16 protein-coding genes and 3 pseudogenes are annotated in these 18,772 nt (G+C 67.2%); 7 read left to right on the plus strand and 12 right to left on the minus strand.

Going from position 1 to position 18,772, the window contains the following annotated elements:
- The first annotated feature begins 122 nt into the window (after window positions 1-122).
- The gene (locus ACLBXO_RS27620) at window positions 123-2,528 is read left to right on the plus strand and encodes a glycosyltransferase family 2 protein (protein WP_447687402.1); all 2,406 of its coding nucleotides are present in this window, start codon (window positions 123-125) and stop codon (window positions 2,526-2,528) included.
- 182 nt (window positions 2,529-2,710) lie between these two features.
- On the opposite strand, the gene ACLBXO_RS27625 is transcribed toward ACLBXO_RS27620, so the two are convergent.
- The 8 genes from ACLBXO_RS27625 to ACLBXO_RS27660 all read right to left on the minus strand — a co-directional run bounded on the left by ACLBXO_RS27625 (window position 2,711) and on the right by ACLBXO_RS27660 (window position 11,457).
- Window positions 2,711-4,369, minus strand: a complete 1,659-nt coding sequence (locus ACLBXO_RS27625) for a GDSL-type esterase/lipase family protein (protein ID WP_447687403.1) — start codon at window positions 4,367-4,369, stop codon at window positions 2,711-2,713.
- A 22-nt stretch (window positions 4,370-4,391) separates the two neighbouring features.
- Complete coding sequence (locus tag ACLBXO_RS27630; RefSeq protein WP_447687404.1) at window positions 4,392-5,636, minus strand: hypothetical protein; 1,245 nt, start codon at window positions 5,634-5,636, stop codon at window positions 4,392-4,394.
- Window positions 5,637-5,708: 72 nt separating this feature from the next.
- A complete protein-coding gene (locus tag ACLBXO_RS27635) occupies window positions 5,709-7,052 on the minus strand; it encodes a coagulation factor 5 8 type domain-containing protein (RefSeq protein WP_447687405.1) in 1,344 nt (447 codons plus the stop codon).
- Between the two features lie 118 nt (window positions 7,053-7,170).
- On the minus strand, window positions 7,171-8,121 hold the full coding sequence (argC, locus tag ACLBXO_RS27640) for an N-acetyl-gamma-glutamyl-phosphate reductase (RefSeq protein ID WP_447687406.1): 951 nt from the start codon (window positions 8,119-8,121) through the stop codon (window positions 7,171-7,173).
- Between the two features lie 171 nt (window positions 8,122-8,292).
- A complete protein-coding gene (gene rpsI / locus ACLBXO_RS27645; RefSeq protein ID WP_042671562.1) occupies window positions 8,293-8,778 on the minus strand; it encodes a 30S ribosomal protein S9 in 486 nt (161 codons plus the stop codon).
- Window positions 8,779-8,780: 2 nt separating this feature from the next.
- Window positions 8,781-9,242 carry a 50S ribosomal protein L13 gene (gene rplM, locus ACLBXO_RS27650; protein ID WP_012318175.1) on the minus strand — a complete coding sequence of 154 codons (462 nt, stop codon included), beginning with the start codon at window positions 9,240-9,242 and terminating at the stop codon, window positions 8,781-8,783.
- Between the two features lie 210 nt (window positions 9,243-9,452).
- Window positions 9,453-10,082: a CoA-binding protein gene (locus ACLBXO_RS27655; RefSeq protein WP_447687407.1), complete on the minus strand. Its 630-nt coding sequence runs from the start codon at window positions 10,080-10,082 to the stop codon at window positions 9,453-9,455.
- A gap of 103 nt (window positions 10,083-10,185) precedes the next feature.
- Window positions 10,186-11,457 (minus strand): nucleotide sugar dehydrogenase, encoded by a 1,272-nt coding sequence (locus ACLBXO_RS27660; protein WP_447687408.1) that lies wholly within the window; start codon window positions 11,455-11,457, stop codon window positions 10,186-10,188.
- 219 nt (window positions 11,458-11,676) lie between these two features.
- Here ACLBXO_RS27660 and ACLBXO_RS27665 point away from each other — a divergent pair, with 219 nt between their 5' ends.
- The 3 genes from ACLBXO_RS27665 to ACLBXO_RS27675 all read left to right on the plus strand — a co-directional run bounded on the left by ACLBXO_RS27665 (window position 11,677) and on the right by ACLBXO_RS27675 (window position 12,584).
- A complete protein-coding gene (locus ACLBXO_RS27665; protein WP_331314168.1) occupies window positions 11,677-11,943 on the plus strand; it encodes a hypothetical protein in 267 nt (88 codons plus the stop codon).
- A gap of 69 nt (window positions 11,944-12,012) precedes the next feature.
- Window positions 12,013-12,147 (plus strand): hypothetical protein, encoded by a 135-nt coding sequence (locus ACLBXO_RS27670; protein ID WP_020096204.1) that lies wholly within the window; start codon window positions 12,013-12,015, stop codon window positions 12,145-12,147.
- Between the two features lie 83 nt (window positions 12,148-12,230).
- Entirely contained in the window at window positions 12,231-12,584 is a 354-nt protein-coding gene (locus ACLBXO_RS27675) for a hypothetical protein (protein ID WP_331314164.1), read from the plus strand.
- Window positions 12,585-12,841: 257 nt separating this feature from the next.
- Here ACLBXO_RS27675 and ACLBXO_RS27680 read toward each other — a convergent pair whose 3' ends face one another.
- From ACLBXO_RS27680 to ACLBXO_RS27690, 3 genes and pseudogenes are all read right to left on the minus strand, one after another.
- Window positions 12,842-13,207 carry a c-type cytochrome gene (locus ACLBXO_RS27680; protein ID WP_447687409.1) on the minus strand — a complete coding sequence of 122 codons (366 nt, stop codon included), beginning with the start codon at window positions 13,205-13,207 and terminating at the stop codon, window positions 12,842-12,844.
- Between the two features lie 353 nt (window positions 13,208-13,560).
- Window positions 13,561-14,327, minus strand: a protein-coding gene (locus ACLBXO_RS27685; RefSeq protein ID WP_447687410.1) for an IS5 family transposase whose coding sequence is annotated in 2 segments (ribosomal slippage) — window positions 13,561-14,012 and window positions 14,012-14,327 — 768 coding nt in all. Because the reading frame shifts where the segments join, the coding sequence is not laid out codon by codon here.
- A 386-nt stretch (window positions 14,328-14,713) separates the two neighbouring features.
- Window positions 14,714-15,079: pseudogene (locus ACLBXO_RS27690) on the minus strand (IS5 family transposase); the annotation flags it as partial.
- A 367-nt stretch (window positions 15,080-15,446) separates the two neighbouring features.
- Between ACLBXO_RS27690 and cysC the strand changes: the two are divergent.
- Together cysC and ACLBXO_RS27700 are read left to right on the plus strand one after the other, a co-directional pair.
- Window positions 15,447-16,106, plus strand: coding sequence for an adenylyl-sulfate kinase (gene cysC / locus ACLBXO_RS27695; RefSeq protein WP_447687412.1), 660 nt, complete (start codon window positions 15,447-15,449; stop codon window positions 16,104-16,106).
- 111 nt (window positions 16,107-16,217) lie between these two features.
- Complete coding sequence (locus ACLBXO_RS27700; RefSeq protein WP_447687411.1) at window positions 16,218-17,504, plus strand: sulfotransferase family protein; 1,287 nt, start codon at window positions 16,218-16,220, stop codon at window positions 17,502-17,504.
- 352 nt (window positions 17,505-17,856) lie between these two features.
- Here ACLBXO_RS27700 and ACLBXO_RS27705 read toward each other — a convergent pair.
- A pseudogene (locus ACLBXO_RS27705) lies at window positions 17,857-18,177 on the minus strand (integrase core domain-containing protein); the annotation flags it as partial.
- Between the two features lie 200 nt (window positions 18,178-18,377).
- On the opposite strand from ACLBXO_RS27705, the pseudogene ACLBXO_RS27710 reads away from it, so the two are divergent.
- A pseudogene (locus tag ACLBXO_RS27710) lies at window positions 18,378-18,644 on the plus strand (IS110 family transposase); the annotation flags it as partial.
- Window positions 18,645-18,772 lie beyond the last annotated feature (128 nt).

An 18,772-nucleotide genomic window follows, 5' to 3' on the forward strand; every position in this document is an offset into this window, starting at 1 on the left:
CCAAGTATAAATTCGGATCCGAAATAGCTAGACTTCGCGCTCGTCTCTATCGGTTGCGTTGACCCTCCCCGTCCCGTGATCTAGGGAGCGGCCGGACGGAGTGCGTGCGAGGGATCAGACCGATGCAGGACGGTGCAGGCGCGAGCGCGCCGGGCTCGACCGCGGCTCCGCCCGCGCTCGAGCCGTGGCAGGACGATTTCGCCACGATCTACGCCAGCGGCCTGTTCGACCATATCGGCTACGCGACGCGCTATCCCGATGTCGGCCTCACCGACCTGTCGCCGCTCGAGCACTACGTGAAGTACGGCGCCCGGCTCGGGCGCCGGCCCCGGGCCGACTTCACCGCGCCGCCGGACGAGACCTTCGACGGCAGCTTCGTCAATCCCTTCGCGGCCTGGATCCGGGCGCGCGCCGAGACCCAGCCCGCGCCGGCGTGGAACCGGCCGGTCGTCTCGGTCCTGTGCATCAGCTACAACCAGGCGGCCTTCATTCGACAGACGCTGGAGAGCATCCTCGGCCAGGCCACGGACTTCCCCTTCGAGCTGCTGGTCGGCGACGACCGCTCCACGGACGGGACCGCCGAGATCATCGCCGAGTACGCCGCGCGCCACCCCAACCTCGTGGCGGTCCTGCGCAGCGAGAATCTCGGGCCGAACAGGAACTTCGCCGACCTGACGGCCCGCGCCCGCGGCGAGTTCGTGGCGATCTGCGAGGGCGACGATTACTGGACCGACCCGCGCAAGCTCCAGCGGCAGGTCGATTTCCTGCGGGCGCGCCCGGAATTCACCCTCTGCTTCCACCGGGTGCGCGTCGTCTACGAGGACATGCCGGGGGTCGACGAGCTCTACCCGAAGCAGTGCAGCCCGCAGCCGTCGCTGTCCGACCTCGTGGCCCACAACTTCGTCCAGACCAACAGCGTGCTCTACCGCTGGCGCTACCACGGCGAGGAGGCGTTCGTGTTCGACGAGGGCATCGCCCCCGGCGACTGGTACGTCCACCTGATGCATGCCGAGGTCGGGCGCATCGGCTTCCTGCCGGAAGTGATGGCGGTCTACCGCAAGCATGCCGCCGGGATGTGGGCGACCTACGCCACCGAACTCGCCCGCCACAAGAAGCTCGGCAACTCCGAGATCGCGTTCTTCCGCAAGCTGCGCGGCCATTTCGGCGGCCGCTACGCCGCGGGCTACGAGGCCGCGCAGAAGTCGATCTTCCGGCGGCTGGCCGAGGCCTATCTCGACGAGGAGGACGTGCCGAGCCTCGGGCGCCTGATCGAGGCCAACCCGGACATCGCCCGGGACGCCTTGAGCGACATGGGCCTCGACGCGCCGGATGACCTTCCAGGAGAGCCGGAGGCCCTGCGCGCGTGGCTGCTGGAGCAGCTCACCGTCAGCGTCATCGTCACGGCCTACAACCACGCCGCCGATATCGGCCGCTGCCTCGACGCGGTGCTGGGCCAGCGCGGGCTGTTCCGGATGCAGGTCGTGATCGGCGACGACAAGTCCACCGACGGCACCGCCGCGATCGTCGAGCGCTACCGGGCGCGCGACCCGGAGCGGATCGCGGTGCGGCCCCGGCCACACAATCTCGGCATGCTGCGCAACATGCAGGACTGCCTCGCCGCCTGCACCGGCCGGTACGTCGCCTTCTGCGAGGCGGACGATTACTGGCTGTCCGACCGCAAGATCGCCATGCAGATGCGGATGCTGCGCAACGACCGCAAGCTGGACATGTGCTTCAACTGGGTGCTGCTCCACTACCCGGCCACCGGCTCCTACGTCCCCCACGACGAGCAGGGCCGCTATCCGACCGGCACGATCAGCTTCCCGGTCCTGGCCAACGCGCCGCTGACCGCCAATTTCTCCTGCTGCTTCTACCGCGCCGAGGCCCTGCGCCGGGTGCCGGAGGCCTACTACGCGAACGCCTCGGCGGCCGACTGGCTGATGAACCTCTACGTCGCCGACAAGGGCCGGATCGCGTTCCTGCGGGAGCTGCTCTCGGTATACACGGTCCAGGAGAAGGGCCAGTGGTCGGGTCTGCCGGAGGACATCAAGAACGCCCGGATCGCCCAGTACCAGAAGGAGTTCGCCGCCATCTTCGGCGAGGGGCGCGGCTTCGAGAAGTACGAGGTCGGCTGCACCGTGGCCGAGCTCGACGGCGAGCTGCCGGATTCCTTCGCCCGCGCGAACCTGGAGGCCCCCCGGGACCGGGTCTGGGCCGAGATCCAGGACGGGCAGGTGGTCCTGGCCGGCTGGGTCGTCTCGGCGAGCCGCGCCAAGGCGACGCTGATCGTGGAGGCCGACGGCGAGGTCCAGCGCATCCCCGCTGACGTCCACCGGCCGGACGTGATCGCGGCGGTGCTCGGCGACATGCCGACCACGATGGAGGAGGCCCGCTGCGGCTTCCGCTTCACCCTCCCCTACGCGCTCCACCTCGAGGTGCTGCTCTCCATCGAGGTCGAGCACGAGGTCGTGCCCTGGCTCTCGGTGATCTTCACCCACCGGGTCAAGCGGGCGGCCGAGCGGGGCTGACTTTCGGCATCGCACGGGGCGGAGCGACTCCGTGCAGCGCGACGTGCCCCCTCTCCCGTGCGGGAGAGGGTTGGGGTGAGGGACAAGACGGATCCGGATCGCGCACCTTGTCCCTCTCCCGCACGGGAGAGGGGACCCGCGCCGATCTCGGCGCCGCGCCCCCGGTGCGACGCCTTTGGGCCCTATCGCCGCAGACCGGCGAGGAGGTGCCGCACCCGGGCCAGCGGCGTGCGGGTGCGGGCCCGGTCCAGGGCACCGCGGATCTCGGCGGCCAGCCGGGCCGCGACGATCTCGCGGGCGGGATCGTCGTAGTGGACGATGTCGTAGAAGGTCCCCTCCTCCCGGTCGCGAAAGATCCCGCTGAGGTCGAGGGCCGTGAAGGTGCGCCGGTACGGGCGGCGCCCCGTTAGCTGCGCGGTGAACGCCTCCAGCTTGGCATATTGCCGGTCGAGATAGGCCAGGAACGCCCCCGAGGCGACGCCGCGCTCCACCTCGGTGAGGTGGCGCTTGCGCAGGATCGTCGGTTGCAGGACGCTGACGATCGGCACCGCGTGGTCGTGGGACAGCTTGGTCAGCCGGTGCGCCGCCAGTTCGTAATGGTGGACGATCGCGTCCTCCCAACCGGGGCTCTGCCAGCCCACCTCGACCCGCAGCCGCTTCAGCTCCTCGTAGATCAGCGTGATCAGCGCCTCGTAGGACAGGCCGTCCTCGCGGGCGCGGGGATCGTGCGTGTCGAAGAAGTGGTCGTAGAGCCGCTGGGTGATGAAGGCGTTGTAGGGGTGTCCCGGCCGGGGATCGTAGGTCCAGGGCTGGAACAGGTCGGTGCTGCCGCTCAGCACGAGGATCGCGTCGGGGCCGTAGGTCACGAGCCGCGACCAGATCAGGTGCGTCATCTGCGTGAGGCAGCTCGACATCACCCCGAAATTGTAGACCTTCGCGCTGTCGAGGCCGTCCGCCCGCAGGATCCGCTCGATGCGGCCCGGCAGGGTGTTGGCGATGTCGCCGCCGTCGATCGTTGTCGAGTCGCCGACGACCAGGATCCGGGTCTCGCCCTCCGGCTTGCGCGCGACGATCGGGGCGGCGTTCAGGAAGCCGTCCGCGTCGAACGGGACGCCGTAATGGCTCGCGCCCGGCTTGCCGGCGAACTGGATGAACGGGCTCGGATAGCGCGTGTTCGAGTCGAGGTAGCCGAAATGGTGCAGGAACTTGCGCCGCCGCGCGGCGTCCTCGCTCTCTGGCGGCGGCCAGATCGGCTCGAGATCCGGGACCGTCAGGACCGCCAGCGTCGCGGCCTCGAGCGCCGCGAGGCCGGCGGCGTTGAGGCCGATCCCGTCGTCGCTGTAGTCGGCCCGGAGCGCGCCCGCCCCCGTGGCCAGGACGGGATCGTAGTCGATGAAATGGGCCCCGAATTCCTGCACGTGGTCGCGCAGCCACGCGTTGACCGCGCCGATCAGCGCGACCGGTTGCCCGGCCGCCCCGGGCGCGTTGGGATCGACCGGCAGGATCGAGCCGACCCAGGTTCGCACGTACAGGTCGCTGGTGTCCCGCAGCATCGCGGCGATAGTGCCCACGATGCCGTCCAGCGTGGGCGAATGCGCGCCGCCGAGGATGTCGTCGCGGCCGCAGAGCAGGTGCAGGCCCTTGGCACCGTAGAGGGCGATCTCCGAGCGGAGCCGGCGCGCCGTGTCCCGGACCGACTGGCCGGCGATGCCCCGGCCCACGGTCTGCGGTCCGGAGAACAGGCGCGGGTTCTGCGCGGTCCACCCGGCGGTCACCGAGTCGCCCAGGAACAGGATCGGCCCGAACGGGAACAGCGGCTTGTCCTGCATCGGCGTGCTCATGCCGTCGCGATCCGGGGCGGCGTCAGCGCGCCGCGAAGATCTCGATCCCGTCGAGATGCAGGTGCTGCTCCTCGTCGAGATTGATCTTGAGGTAGCGGAACCGCGCGTTGTCGAACCGCAGGTGGAGGGGCAGGCCGGGATGGCAGTGGGCGTCCACGGCGTCGAAGACGAGGCGGTAGTCGCCCTCGGTCTCGCCCAGCCAGACCCGCATCAGCTGCGCCCGCTCGCTGAGCTGCCCCCACCGGTTGTAGATCCGGATCTCCGAGACCCGCTCGACCGCGCCGAGATCGAGGACGAACCAGGGGTTCCGGTCGAGCCCGGTGTGGAAGAAGAAGGACGGGTCGCCGGTGGTGCGCTCGCCGTAGGTGCCCGTGGTGCCCGACCAGGGCGATGCGGAGCTCGCCGTCCAGGTCTTGCCCAGCGCGATGTTCTCGGAGGGCCGCATCGCCACGAGCGTGTCCATCTCCAGCTCGTCGATCAGCGTCCGGATCTGCTTGGACGGCTGCCGCAGCGGCGGGATCTCCAGCTCGAGCTTGTAGATCAGGTTCGACAGGATGCTCTGGTCGAAGCGGTGGTCGATGAAGCCCTCGAGATCCGGCAGGCCCATCTGGTTCGGGATGTCGGTGACGACCCGCGCGTCGCCGGCGTAGCGCAGCCACTCGGCCACGAGCCGGCGAGTGGCGGGGCTCACCATGAAGGCGATCCAGGAGGCCTGGATCTGGTCGGCGTCCCAGTAGCGCGCCGCGTCGCAGTCCATCAGCACGAAGCAGTCGCGCTTGGTCCAGGCCCGCTGCGGCTTGCCGTGCAGCACGCTCACCGCGACCCGGCGGTCCGAGCCGTCGAGCCAGGTGAGCAGCGGCGCCACCGGCGGCAGCGGGTCGTCGCCGACTGCCTGCATGCCGGTGTCGCTGAAGACGACGAAGTCGCCGTCGCGGCGCTTCTTCAGCGCCTCAGCGATGACGTAGGGCTTCCAGGCCCAGTTGCCGGCGCCCCGGGACCGGTCGAGGATCGCGCGGTGCTCCCGGTAGAACGGCGTCCCGCGCAGCCGGTCGGGGGACCAGCTCTCGATCGTGTCGAAATCGCCCGTGGCGGCGGCCGAGGCCACCAGCCGGCGCTGGCTCTCGACGTAGTGGTACTTGGCGGCGAAGCTGACCAGGGTGGTGTGGCGCGACCGGAGCCGGCGCCGCAGCCGCATCAGCACCTCGGCCCGGTGCATGTCGAAGGCGTTGACGCACAGGGCTTCCGGGGATGGGTCAGCGCTGGCCAAGTCTGTCCTCCGGCGGTGGCTCGAGGGCTTGTCACCGGTTTTGCCGGCTTCGGCAAGGCGGCGCGGCCGGGCTCAGGCGTCGTCGAAGGCGAGGTTCTCAGCCGGGTACGCGAGCATCAGCGCGCGGCGCTCGGGCGAGTTGTCCCACTCGCCGACCTTCGTGTAGCCGCCGGCGACGTCCAGCACCTCGACGACCCGCCCGATGGTCGGGATGCTCTTGAAATGCTGCGGCCAGCCCGAGGCGAAGTAGTAGACCTGCTCGACGTGCTCGGAGAGCTGGCAGACCCCCGGCCCGAACGTGCCGAGGCCGAAGACGAGGTAGCGCCCGTTCATCAGCGCCGCGACGTCGTCGATCAGGGTGCCGCTCTGGGTCGTCAGGGGCACGCCGATCTCGGCGATCCAGGCTTCCAGCACCGGGATCACCGGGTTGAGCCGGTTCTCGAACACCATCTTGATCCGGGCGATGCGGCCCTCCGCCAGGAGCCGCCGGATCACCATCTGGTAGAAGGCGAGCGGCGGCTGCGGGTAGGTGGGCGCCACCCAGGTGCTGAAGATGTCCCCAGAGCGGATGTGGATCAGCAGCTCGTCGTCGGGCTTGGCGGGGATCTCCGCCGGCAGCCGGTTGAACAGCGGCCGGATGCAGGTCCGCACGATGTCCCGGGTCTCGTCCGGGCCGAGGCTCCCGGCGAGCTGCTGGATCCCGAGGTCGAAATACATCCCCGACAGGAACAGGCCCGCCTCCGGCAGCGGCTCCGAGCCGGGGATAAAGGTGAGGCCGCCGCAGGTCAGCGGGCCGGTCAGGCCGATCACCTCGCTCCGGTCCGCGGCCGGGAGCTTGATGTATTTCAGGTTCAGGTTGCGGGCGATGCCGATCGCGAGCAGCAGCTGGATCAGGCAGTTGCCGAAAGCGCCGCACTCGTAGAGCGCGAGCCCGACCAGGGCGCGAGAGCGCGGCCGCTCGGCGCCGACGAGGCGGTAGGAGACGTAAGGGTTCGCGCCGGGCCGCTCGTCGGCCATGTCGAAGGGCACGTCGAGCACGCGCCGCAGGGCGATGAGATCGAAATCCGCCCGGTCGCACAGCACCCGCGCCGCAAGCGATTCGCCTCCGGCGGGCCCGTCCGGGATGACGCGGACGTGGCGCGCCCAGGCGCCCTCCCCGGTGGCGAGCACCAGGGTCTCGGGCCCGCTCCGGGCCGTGTCGAGGTCGGCCTCGCGCCAGGCCTGCCCATCGTCGGAGAGGGCGAGGCGCGGCGGCGAAGCCGATGTGGCCGCGATCTCGACGCGGCGGATCGGGCAGCGGAAGCCGAGATCGACCTGGAAGCCCGGTGTGCCGGCCGGGTGATCGGTCGCGCCGGCCGCGGCGTCCGCGCGGTGCCAGGGCCGGCCGAACGCCGCATCGATCAGGTCGCCGTTCATCGCGTCTCGCGGTGCGAAGGGAGCGGTCCGGGGCCCGTGCCCCGACCCCCACTCTGTCGAGGCGGGCGCCCGGGTCCCGTCACCCGGGCGTGCGCGGGTGGGCGCCGGCGCCCGTCGGCTAGCCGTCGAGCCCGAGCATCAGCCCCAGATTCTGCACGGCCGCCCCGGAGGCGCCCTTGCCGAGATTGTCGAGGCGCGCGACCAGCGCCGCCTGCCCGTGCTCGGCCGAGCCGAACACCCGCAGCTCCAGCCGGTCGGTGTCGTTGAGATCCTCCGGCTCGATCTTCTCGCGGTGCGCGCCGGTGGCGGCGCCCGGCACGACCTGCACCAGGGGCTGCCCGGCGTACCAGTCGCGCAGGGCCGCCTCGAGGTCGGAGGCGCTGGGCCGGCCCGGCAGGGTGTCGAGGTGCAGCGGCACGCTCACGAGCATGCCCTGCCGGAAATTCCCCACCGACGGCACGAAGATCGGCCGCCGGGTGAGGCCGCTGTAGCGCTGCAGCTCCGGCAGGTGCTTGTGGGCGAAGCCGAGACCGTAGAGCTGGAACGGCGGTGCCGTGCCCTGCTCGTAGGCCTCGATCATGCTCTTGCCGCCGCCGCTGTAGCCGCTGACCGCGTTGACGCTGATCGGGTGGTCGGCCGGGATCAGGCCGCCCTCCACCAGCGGCCGCAGGAGCGCGACGCCGCCGGTCGGGTAGCAGCCGGGATTGGCGACCCGCCGGGCGCGGGCCACCGCCGCCCCCTGCTCCCGGGTCAGCTCCGGGAAGCCGTAGGTCCACCCCTCCGCGACCCGGTGGGCGGTGCTGGCGTCGAGGACGCGCGGGCCGCCGCCGGGCAGGCTGTCGGCCAGCGCCACGGTCTCCTTGGCGGCGTCGTCCGGCAGGCACAGCACGACGAGGTCGACCTCGGCGAGCAGCGCGCGCTTGGCCGCCGGGTCCTTGCGGTGCTCCGGCGCGATGCTGCGCAGGGCGACCCGTCCGTCGCGCTCCAGGCGCTCGCGGATGCCGAGACCGGTCGTCCCGGCCTCGCCGTCGATGAACACGGTGGGCTTCGTCGCGCCTGCGCCAGACATCGCTCGTCTCGCTCTCTCGAATGTGCCTCGCCGCCCGAGTCGGGCACCGCGGCCGGGGATCAGGTGCGCGCGGTGCGACAGCCTGTCAACGGCCGTGCCGCGGCCTGAAAACGCGAAAGGGCGGCCCCCGCAGGAGCCGCCCTCTCCGTGACACCGGTGTGACCGGGTGTCTTAACGCTTGGAGAACTGGAAGCTGCGGCGGGCCTTCTTGCGGCCGTACTTCTTGCGCTCGACCACGCGGGCGTCGCGGGTGAGGAAGCCCTCACGCTTCAGCGGGGCGCGCAGCTCCGGCTCGTAGTAGGTCAGGGCCTTCGACAGGCCGTGGCGCACCGCGCCGGCCTGGCCGGAGAGGCCGCCGCCCGCCACCGTGACGGTGATGTCGTACTGGTCGACGCGGCCGGCGATCTCCAGCGGCTGGCGCAGGATCATGCGCAGCACCGGGCGGGCGAAGTAGGTCTCCACCGGGCGCTTGTTGATCGTGACCGTGCCGCTGCCGGGCTTGATCCAGACGCGGGCGACCGCGTCCTTGCGCTTGCCGGTGGCGTAGGCGCGGCCCTGAGCGTCCAGCTTCTGGACGTGGACGGGGGCCTCGTTGGCGGGGTCGACCGCGCCGGTGTTCGACCGGTTGAGGTCGGCGAGGGACTGCAGGGTCGCCATGATCAAGCGCTCACGTTCTTGCGGTTGAGGGCGCCGACGTCGAGCGCCTGCGGCTGCTGGGCCTCATGCGGGTGCTCGGTGCCCTTGTAGACGCGGAGATTGCCGAGGATCTGGCGGAAGAGCGGGCCGCGGGGCAGCATGCGCTCGACGGCCTTCTCCACCACGCGCTCGGGGAATCGGCCCTCGAGGATGAACTTGGCAGTCCGCTCCTTGATGCCGCCCGGATAGCCGGTGTGGTAGAAATAGCTCTTCTGATTGTACTTACGCCCGGTGAACTTCACCTTCTCGGCGTTGATGACGATGACGTTGTCGCCGCAATCGACGTGGGGCGTGTAGGCGGCTTTGTGCTTGCCGCGCAGGCGCATCGCCACGATCGACGCGAGGCGGCCGACGACGAGGCCCTCCGCGTCGATCACGATCCACTTCTTGTCGACCTCGGCGGGCTTCAGCGAGGTGGTCTTCATAGCCAAATCCCAGGGGTTCCGACGGACCGGACCCCGACGCGTCGGGATCCGCGGACATCGGGGTGCCGAAAAACGAGCCGCCGCGTGGGGCACACGCGGCGGCGGTGCCGGGTGCATAGACGGCCCCGGATGCCGGGTCAACAGAGAAATGCAGGACCCCGAAAAAGCTATTTCTTTCCGTGGGTTGTCGATCGAGGTATCAGGATACCGCTAACCCTCGGGGCGCCGGCCACGCTCCGCGATGGTGAGCTTCTGGACGCCCTTGGCAGCCAGAACCGGCTTCCGGGCGCTGAGGATCCGGGAGTTCACGCCGGTCCAGCCGATCTCGCCGGAGAGCCGGCCGTACTCGATCTTGGGGCAGCGGTTCATGATCACCGTCAATCCGCGCGCCTCGGCCCGGGCGGCGGCCGCGTCGTCGCGCACGCCGAGCTGCATCCAGATCATCTTCGGCGGCGGCGTCAGCGCCAGCGCCTCGTCGACCAGCGGTCCGGCGGCGGCGGAGTTGCGGAAGATCTCGACCATGTCGATCGGCTGGTCGCCCAGCGCGGCCTGGACCTCGGCCAGGGAGGCGGCCACCCGGCGCCCGAGCAGGTCCTGGCCGGCGAGGCCGGGATTGACCGGCGTCACGGCGTAGCCCCGGTCGAGCAGGTACTTCAGGACGATCCAGCTCGGGCGCGCCGGGTTGGCCGAGGCCCCCACCAGCGCGATCGTGCGCGTGCCGTTCAGGATCGTGCGGATCTGCGCGTCCGGGTAGCGGGCGTGCCGCGCCGCGAGCGCCGCCGCGTCGCTGGGCGCGGGCTGCCGGTTCTCCTGGCCCGTCTCGGCCCCCTTCTCGTCCATGGCGTGTTCCCTCGTCGTCCCGATGATCGCGGGTCCTGTGGCGTTTCTCGCCGCGCCTCTCGACGCGTCTCTCGCCGCTGTCCCGGCGTCGGCGCGGTCGCCGTCACAGCCGCCACACCTCGTAGCCCAGCTGCGCGAATGGCGCCTTCTCGAAGAGTGCCCTCACGTCCACGATCAGGCCGCCCGGCTTCACCCGGGCGGCGATCGCCTCCGGACCGAGCCGGGCGTAGTCGCGGTGCGGGACCGCGATCACCGCGGCGTCCGCGTCGGCGGGCAGGTCGGCCCAGTCGACGAGGTCGATGCCGTACTCGGCCCGGGCCTCCGCCTTGGCGGCGCGGGGATCGTGGACCGACACGGCGCAGCCGAATTCCTCCAGTTCCCGCACGAGGTCGGCGACCTTCGAGTTGCGCAGGTCCGCGCAGTTCTCCTTGAAGGTCAGGCCCAGGACGATGACCCGCGCCCGCCCGGTCCCGCCGGCCCGGACGATCCGCTTCACCGTGCTGCGGGCGACGTGGGCCGCCATGCTGTCGTTGATCCGCCGCCCGGCCAGGATCACCTGCGGGTGGTAGCCGATCATCGCGGCCTTGTGGGTCAGGTAGTACGGGTCGACGCCGATGCAGTGGCCGCCGACCAGCCCGGGGCGGAACGGCAGGAAGTTCCATTTCGTCCCCGCCGCCGCGAGGACCTCCTGCGTGTCGAGGTCGAGCTTGTCGAAGATCAGCGACAGCTCGTTCATGAGCGCGATGTTCAGGTCGCGCTGGGTGTTCTCGATGACCTTGGCGGCCTCGGCCACCCGGATGGACGAGGCGGCGTGGAGCCCCGCCTCGATGATCGACCCGTAGAGGGCCTTCAGCCGCTCCAGGGTCTCGGGCGTGTCGCCGGCGACGATCTTCACCACCTTGGCCAAGCTGTGCTCCCGGTCTCCCGGGTTGATCCGCTCCGGTGAGTAGCCGACGAAGAAGTCCGTCTTCCAGCGCAGGCCCGAGGCGCGCTCCAGGACCGGGATGCAGACCTCCTCGGTGGCCCCGGGATAGACGGTGGACTCGAACACCACGGTCGTGCCCGGCCGCATGTGCCGACCGACGAGGTCCGAGGCCCGGATCAGCAGGTCGAAATCGGGGCACTGGGCCGCGTCGACCGGGGTCGGGACCGTGACGACGATCACGTCCGCCGCGCCCAGGGCGGTGGGGTCGTCGGTGATCACGAGGTGGGCGGCGGCCCGGAACGCCTCCGCGTCGATCTCCCCGGCCGGGTCGTGCCCGGCCCGGTAGGCCGCCACCTTGTCGGCGGCGCGCTCGTAGCCGATCGTGGTCCGCCCCCTGCCGAACGCCAGGGCGAGCGGGAGCCCGACATAGCCCAGGCCGACGATCGCCACGCTGTCCGCCGAGCGGTCCGCCGGGTTTTCCACTGAGTCGTCTGCCGCCCCGTCCGCCACGCCGGATCCCTCTGCGGGCTCGGGAGGCGCCGATGACGATCCGGCCGCCGGGCGCGTATAGGGGCGGTCCGCGCCGGCGTCGACTCGCCCCGGCCCGCGCGGCGCGCGTCCCCGGACCGCCGACGGGATGAGCACGGGGCGAGACACGGGAAGGTGAGGATGCCCGATCTCCGCTGGACCGAGGGGCCGGTCCACTGCACCGACCTCGTCGACGGGACCGGCAAGGTCTTCGGCTATGTCGGCCCCTGCGCCGCGGGCACGCGCGGCTACGTCGTTCAGTCCGGGTCGGAATGGCCGCCGCGCCCGGCCGCCTTCACCGATCACCCCGCGGCCGCGGCGGCCCGCGCCTGGGTCGAGGCCGCGGTGTCCGCGCGCGCCTTCCGGCCCGTCCGCATCCTCCGGGAGGACGATGGACCGGCCTCGTGATCGCCCGGCGCGGTTCAGGAACTCGTCAGGTTCGCTCGGCTTTGTTGTGGCGTGGAGTGGAGGCACGCGATGGCCGAAATCTGCATCACGGAAGACCAGAACGGACGGTGGACCGTCTACACCGCCGGGCTGGTGGTGACGGACCTGACACGCGAGGCCGCCGAGGCCTTCGCGGCGAGCTACCGCCGCGTCACGGCCGGCTGAGCGACGCGCCTTTCCAGGGCGCGCCGTGCTATTAGCCCCGCTGAGCCCCGATCGCCCTGTCGCGGGCACTGAGGTCGATCACCATGCGCCTGTTCATGCTCGTCGCCGCCGTGCTGGCGCTGCCCGCCCCCGCCTCGGCGCTGTGCCGCTGCACGTGCGTCCGGGGCGAGATGAGGGCGATCTGCCAGGAGACCGACCTCACGGTCCCGATCTGCCAGGGGATTTGCGAGACCACCATCCGGCCGGAGCGGGTGATCGTTCCGCTGGCCGGCGGCCGTCAGGCCTTCGAGCCGGCCCAGTCGACGAACCCCTCGCCCGGTGGCCTCGCGACGCAGGATCCCAACCTGGACACCAATCCGAACGGCACCGTGCTCGGCACACCGAGCCAGCTCTCCGGCAGCGTCGGGTCGAGCCTGTCCTCAGGCAGCGGCCGCTGAGCCACGAAAGAGCCCCGCGCGGCGGGTGCCGGCGGGGCTGAAGGTTGAGGACGCCCGGTGCGTTACGCCGAGCGACTGGGCGTAGAGTAGCATCGTCCTGCGCGCTGTGGAGATCTCGCGAAGAGAAACCGAGACTGTTTTTGCGCATATCCCTGAAGCCAGCGCAGAAAACCCCGACCGGCCGGGCCGGGCAGGGTTAATCGCGGCGGACGCGCGATGACGGGCCGCGCGCGTCCTCGGCCCGGGACCTGTCAGACTCAGGACTGGGTCTTGAGGTAGGCGATCACGTCGTTGATCTTCTTGTCGTCCGCGATGCCCTGGAAGATCATCTTGTTGCCGGGCACCTTCGCCTTCGGGTTCTTCAGCCACTCGTGCAGGTTGGCCTCGTCCCAGGTGATGCCGGAGTTCTTCAGGGCGGCGGAGTAATTGTAGCCCTCGTAGGTGCCCGCCTTGCGGCCGACGACGCCTTTCAGGTCGGGACCCACGCCGTTCTTCTGGAAGTTGTGGCACGCCTTGCAGGGGGCGAACGCCTTCTCGCCGGCGGCGGCGTCGCCGGCTTCCTGAGCCTGCGCGGCGAGAGGTATGACAACGGCGAGAATTGCGCCGATTGCGAGCATACGCATGTATTAACCCCGATTCAGAAGATAAGATTCGCGTTTTGGCAGAAAAAACACGTGATGCAAGCGAAAAAATTTGAGCCTGAGCCCAGAATATATTGGTCCCTGCGCTGCATCATTTCAAGATCCGTGCTCCTCGAGCGTAGCCTGGCACGCCCGCGGAGGGGGGCGGCGAACCTGATAATGCTTCCAACCTTGGCATGTCGGGATGTTGACGTGCGCCGCGGCGTGATAATCCGTCTGGGTCTAGAAAATCGGCCTCGCTACGGGATCCGAGGGCGGCGTGCACGAGGATGGGCCCGCCACGGCGAGCCCTGCTGGGTTCTTGGGATGGGCTAAGTCGGTGCTAGAGCCTGTCGTCACCTGAGGTGATCGAGGGCTGCGGCGAGGCAGAGGACTCCGGTGAAGCTGGAGGCGGTTTTCTCATAGCGCGTGGCAACCGCCCGCCACTCCTTGAGCCGTGCCCAGAGCCGCTCGACGACGTTGCGGTTGGTGTAGATCCAGTCCGTGCAGCGCTCGGGGGCCTCGCTACTCTTGGACGGGATAGCAGGTGTTGCCCCGACCTCTCGCAACTGCTGCCGGAAGCGTTGGCTGGAGTAGCCCCGATCCGCCACGACCCATTGGGGAATGCCCGGCAAGTGACCGAGTAAGGGCAGCGCGTGGGGCAGTTCATGGGCCTGCCCCGGTGCGATCCGAAAGGCGATCGCGCGGCCGGCGCCGTCAGCGATCACGCAAGCCTTGGTCCCATAGCCGCCACGTGATCGGCCAACAGCTTCACGATCGTCTCGCTCGCCTGCAGATCCCCCCTTTTAGCGGCTCCAGCCGCCTTCTGATGCGCACGCATATTGGTGCCATCGAGGAACACCATGCCCCGCTGAACGCCGCGCTCCTGCACGAGAGCAAGTAGACGCTCCCACACCCCGCCGCGCGACCACCGGATGAAGATCTGTGCGGCCCGCCACCACGGCCCGAGGTCTTGCGGGATTGCGCGCCACTTGGCGCCGTTCTGATGGCGCCACAGGATTGCTGAGAGCGTGCGCCGCAGGTCATGCGGCGGCGTCTTCGCCTTCGGCCGACAAGCCTCGACCAGTGGCTCCAGAACAGCCCATTGCGCGTCGCTCAGCATCGTCCCTACTCAGAGCGGAGACACAAAACGCGTGCTGCGCCAGATGGTTCAGGCGACGACAGGCCCTAGTGGTTTGATTTAGAAGTCTGTGTGCAGAAGCGAGAAATACTGGCAAAGATCGCGTCGGCTGACTTGATTCAGACGAATGGCTTGGGATGAGCGTTGGTCTCAGTGATGTAGTCTCGGATCGCCGACCCCTGATCCGCAAGCGTTCCACCGCTCCACCAAAACGGGTCAACTCCAACTCCAGTCGACCGGTGTCCTGGAAGCCTTTGGCTGGCAAATGGCGCTCGACGCCGACCCCTTTATGAGGCCCAGGACGCGCGGATCTCCATCTTGGCCAACGGCTCGCCGGAAGGCCGGATACGTTAATGCAGACTGCTCAGACCAGCGGATCCAGGGCCACTTGCGGACGGGGCGGGCCATACGTTGCCGCCATGGGCCGAGCGGTGGGCCCGGACGTAGCTGCTGTCGAGGGCGGCTGCATCGCCTGCCCATCCGGCCTTGGCCAGCGCGGCGAGCATGGCTTTCCAGAAGCCGCGCCGCGACCAGCGGTTGAAGCGGTTGTAGACCGTGGTACGCGGGCCGTAGGCGGCCGGGCAATCGCGCCAGCGACAGCCCGATGTCAGCACGTGCAGGATGCCCGAGATGATCTGCCGGTCGTCCTTCCGCTCGGGTCCGGGCTGATCCTTGGGCATGAACGGTTCGATCACCGCCCATTGCTCATCCGAAAGCCAGAACAGGTCCGCCATCGCTACCTCCAGGCCGCAAAACGGCCGCCTGGAATCACAAAACGACAAACTCTGCAACGCCTTGGTTCGGTTCACATCCTAGCCGTCGGCCGTGATGGAGATTGCCGCACCGCCGGCTCGTGATCGCGCCATATGCGCGGCCCACATGTTGGTGAGCCCGAGGGCCGAACGTCCAGCTATTAGCAAAACGCGATGCCCTTTGAAGCGTCGGGGAGACACCACTCTGAGGCACGCCACGCGACTCGCTCGCTGGTTGAAATTTTATGCATGGCAGTGCGACGCTTTTCACACAGTCACGATCACGAAATCGTGCATACTACCTCTAAGTTGCGTCATTGGTATTCTAATGAGCCAGCGGTTTAAGGGATTGGAAACCCAGAATCTGACCTGGCACACACTACAGCCCCGTGAGGAGCGGTGGCGCGCTCTTGAGCAGCGCCCAGTGATCGCTTGGCTCACGGGGCTGTCTGGGTCAGGCAAGTCGAGCATCGCCAACGCTGTAGACCAATCCCTCACACGGAGCGGCCGACACGCTATGGTGCTCGACGGCGATAATTTGCGTCATGGGCTGAGTTGCGATCTCGGTTTTAGCGCAGCCGATCGAACCGAGAACATCCGTCGCGCCGCCGAAACCGCGCGGCTCATGGCTGAAGCAGGACTCGTGGTGATCGTTGCATTGATCTCTCCTTTCCGTCACGAGCGAAAAATGGCTCGGCGTATCGCGGGTGATATCCCATTCCTGGAGGTGTTCGTCGACACACCCCTGGCGGTGTGCGAGTCGAGAGATCCTAAAGGCCTCTACAATCGAGCTCGGGCTGGCGAAATCCCAGATTTTACTGGCGTTTCTGCGCCCTATGAGGATCCAGAGGCGCCCGATGTTATTCTGCGAACTCAAGCCTGCTCCGTAGAACAAGCGGCAGCTGCGCTCATCCCACATCTGATGAGGGCATCGACTCAATCATGTGTCGAAACGGAAGCCAGCAGCCTGCGCCAATTGGTGAATGTGGCCCATTCTCAGGCTGCCTAGCTTAAACAGAAGCACTATAGTAGCCAGCGGCAATGAGCAGTTTCGTTCTCTGTCTTTCCGCTCGCTCCACTATGATCGCTAGCTCAATCAAGCCTTCGGTTGTAAACTGCAATGATCTATTTTCTCGTTTCCGGGGCGCCCAGGAGCGGAACGAGCGTTCTGCAGCAAATTCTTAACACCCACAGTGAAATCAGTTGCTTTCACGAATATGGTCTAAATGATTTGGCGAAACGGGTCGACACATTATTCGATGTGGAGCGATCTAGAAACGCGATGTATGCCGGGTTGGAAATTACCCCGACGTTCTACTCGCCGGCCTTGAACGAAGATCAATCCGATCGTGCTGATCCACTCGAAGCTCCGCTGAAGAGTTTCGATCCAGCGCCAATACCGGCCCGCGATCGTCATTACCATAAAATCATCAATGCCATATTTGCTGCAATCTCTGGCAAGATGGAGCTAAAAGCCGTCGGAGATAAGATGCCGAATGTTGTAAGCGGCGCCTATATGGATCAGCTACTGCCGCAATTCCCCGGCATTAAATTAGTTCTGATCATTCGACATCCCGCCAATGTCATTAAATCGTCGCTAGCAAGAGCCGCAGCTGCTAAGGAAAGACGTGATGCTTGGCACATCGAGACGTTCGATGAGGCATTGGATGAGTGGGTCAACAACTGGGAATTTGCCGCTAAGATAAATCAAGACGAAAACTACTCGAAGCTATTTCTTAAGTATGAAAATCTTAGGGATAATTTTGACGGCGAAATGAAACGGGTGGCCGATTTTCTGTCAGTCTCTTCTACCTTTGTGAACCTCATCGAGCCGAGTATGGGCAACGGAGATAAATTTCGTCTCTCCGCTGAACAAGAAGCACGTATTGCGGAGCGAGTGGGACCGCTCATCAAGGCTTGGGAAAAGGACGATGCTTATAGCCTGCTGAGCAGCTTTCAGACGTTGCCATATATAATAGAATCCGGAGAGATGATTGACGCGTCTGGAAATGGATTGCTGCCGCATGTTTTGCGCGATGGCTTCTATCCTGTGGAGGATTGGGGCGCATGGACCAACGGAACACACGCTCGGATTGTTTTCAAAATTAGATCCGCGAAAGCTATTGAGGATGTTTGGTTAGATCTGTCATTCATGGGTTTTGTTGGTGACATGACTGATTTTGTGTTCGGAATCACTGTTAATTCTGGACCGCTAGAAATGATCAGCGTTGACGCCGCTACTGCGCAAGGTCCCATCGCGAATGTTGGTCGCCTTTTTAAGGTTGTGGATGGCTTGGTTGCGATAAAGCTAAGTGTTCCTAGACCAAAAATGAGAGTGCAAGAGCCGATCACTGACAGCAGGAGCGTTGGTTTGGGGCTCAAATCAATACGAGCGACGATTTTATAATGCTCGGCCCTGGACACACATCACGCGTTGAGGGTCCAGGCTCTGGCCTTTAGCGCGAGAACGGGGCTGCCGCTGGTCTGAGGATAAGCGATGGACGTGGAAACAGAGGCTGACCAGCTGTGCGAGACGACCTATGGGTCGCGGGCCGAGCCGATCATCCAGATGATCCGCGGTGTCCACGATAAGGCGCTGCCGCCCACGCGCCGAAGCGTCGGCAGAAGAAGCGGTAGCGTCACATGACCCCGCAGACACTCATTGGCTGGATCCTGTTCACCGTACTGTGGGTCTCTGCGCCCATCGTCGGTTACGCAGCGTCGGTCCTGATTGCTGCCCTGTGGGCGCGTGAACCCGCCTAGGTGTATGGTCCCGGAATGTGGTGTGACGGATCGAGCCTGAAGCGTTTAGGCTCTTTGGTCCAGACCTGAAGGACATGCTCATAGGGCGTGAGGCCGCGCAGGGTCTTCAGCCGACGGGCATGGTTGTAGGCGTCGACGAACAGCTGTAGGTGCGCCCGAAGCTGTTCGTGCGTGTCGTAGTGGTAGCGCTTGACCGTAGCGTCCTTGATGATGCGGTTCATCCGCTCGACTTGACCTTTGGTCCAGGGATGGTTGGGTTTGGTCAGGCGATCCTCGATGCCGTGCTCATGGCAGACGCGGTCGAACATGTGCCGGCTGTAGAGGGCCGTCGGGCCTGAGCGGTTGCGCGGGGCATGGCAGAACTGCACCCCGTAGCACATCGGGAAGATGGCTCGACGGCTCTGGGGCGGCGCGCGAAGCCATGCTGAGCGCAGCGCGCCGCCCTGGGCGGTCATGGCCGATCGACAGGTCTCTAGAGTGACGGTGTTCGAAGCCTCATTCCGGAGACGGATCGACCATGACCAGACCACAGCTTACGCCGCCGGCCGGCGTTCTCGTAGCCATCGACGTCGCCAAGGCCCGCAACGAGGTCCTCATCGAGGTGCCCGGCTTCGGCCGACGACGCCGGTTGAGCGTCCTCAACACCCGCGCCGAGCACGACCGTCTGATCGCGCTCCTGTCGAACCTCGGCCAGCCGGTGACCTGCGGTTTCGAGGCCACCGGCAACTATCACCGCCCAATCGCTTGGCGCCTGCTCCAGGCCGGCTTTGCCGTGCGCCTGATCTTGATCCTCCCTCGGCATCGCGGACACCTCTGATACGCTCATGCTGAGCGGGGAATGTGTCGGATGGCGAAGACGAGACGAGAGTTCACGCCCGAGTTTAAACGCGAAGCGGTCGCCCTGCTGGAGAG

This window comes from Methylobacterium sp. C33D (assembly GCF_053345825.1).

Coding starts and splice junctions, on each gene's coding strand:
- ACLBXO_RS27665 (WP_331314168.1), top strand. CDS start 11,677: ATGCCCGATCTCCGCTGGACCGAGGGGCCGGTCCACTGCACCGACCTC.
- rpsI (WP_042671562.1), bottom strand. CDS start 8,778: ATGGCGACCCTGCAGTCCCTCGCCGACCTCAACCGGTCGAACACCGGC.
- ACLBXO_RS27635 (WP_447687405.1), bottom strand. CDS start 7,052: ATGAACGGCGACCTGATCGATGCGGCGTTCGGCCGGCCCTGGCACCGC.
- ACLBXO_RS27655 (WP_447687407.1), bottom strand. CDS start 10,082: ATGGACGAGAAGGGGGCCGAGACGGGCCAGGAGAACCGGCAGCCCGCG.
- ACLBXO_RS27700 (WP_447687411.1), top strand. CDS start 16,218: ATGATCTATTTTCTCGTTTCCGGGGCGCCCAGGAGCGGAACGAGCGTT.
- ACLBXO_RS27620 (WP_447687402.1), top strand. CDS start 123: ATGCAGGACGGTGCAGGCGCGAGCGCGCCGGGCTCGACCGCGGCTCCG.
- argC (WP_447687406.1), bottom strand. CDS start 8,121: ATGTCTGGCGCAGGCGCGACGAAGCCCACCGTGTTCATCGACGGCGAG.
- ACLBXO_RS27675 (WP_331314164.1), top strand. CDS start 12,231: ATGCGCCTGTTCATGCTCGTCGCCGCCGTGCTGGCGCTGCCCGCCCCC.
- ACLBXO_RS27680 (WP_447687409.1), bottom strand. CDS start 13,207: ATGCGTATGCTCGCAATCGGCGCAATTCTCGCCGTTGTCATACCTCTC.
- ACLBXO_RS27670 (WP_020096204.1), top strand. CDS start 12,013: ATGGCCGAAATCTGCATCACGGAAGACCAGAACGGACGGTGGACCGTC.
- rplM (WP_012318175.1), bottom strand. CDS start 9,242: ATGAAGACCACCTCGCTGAAGCCCGCCGAGGTCGACAAGAAGTGGATC.
- ACLBXO_RS27625 (WP_447687403.1), bottom strand. CDS start 4,369: ATGAGCACGCCGATGCAGGACAAGCCGCTGTTCCCGTTCGGGCCGATC.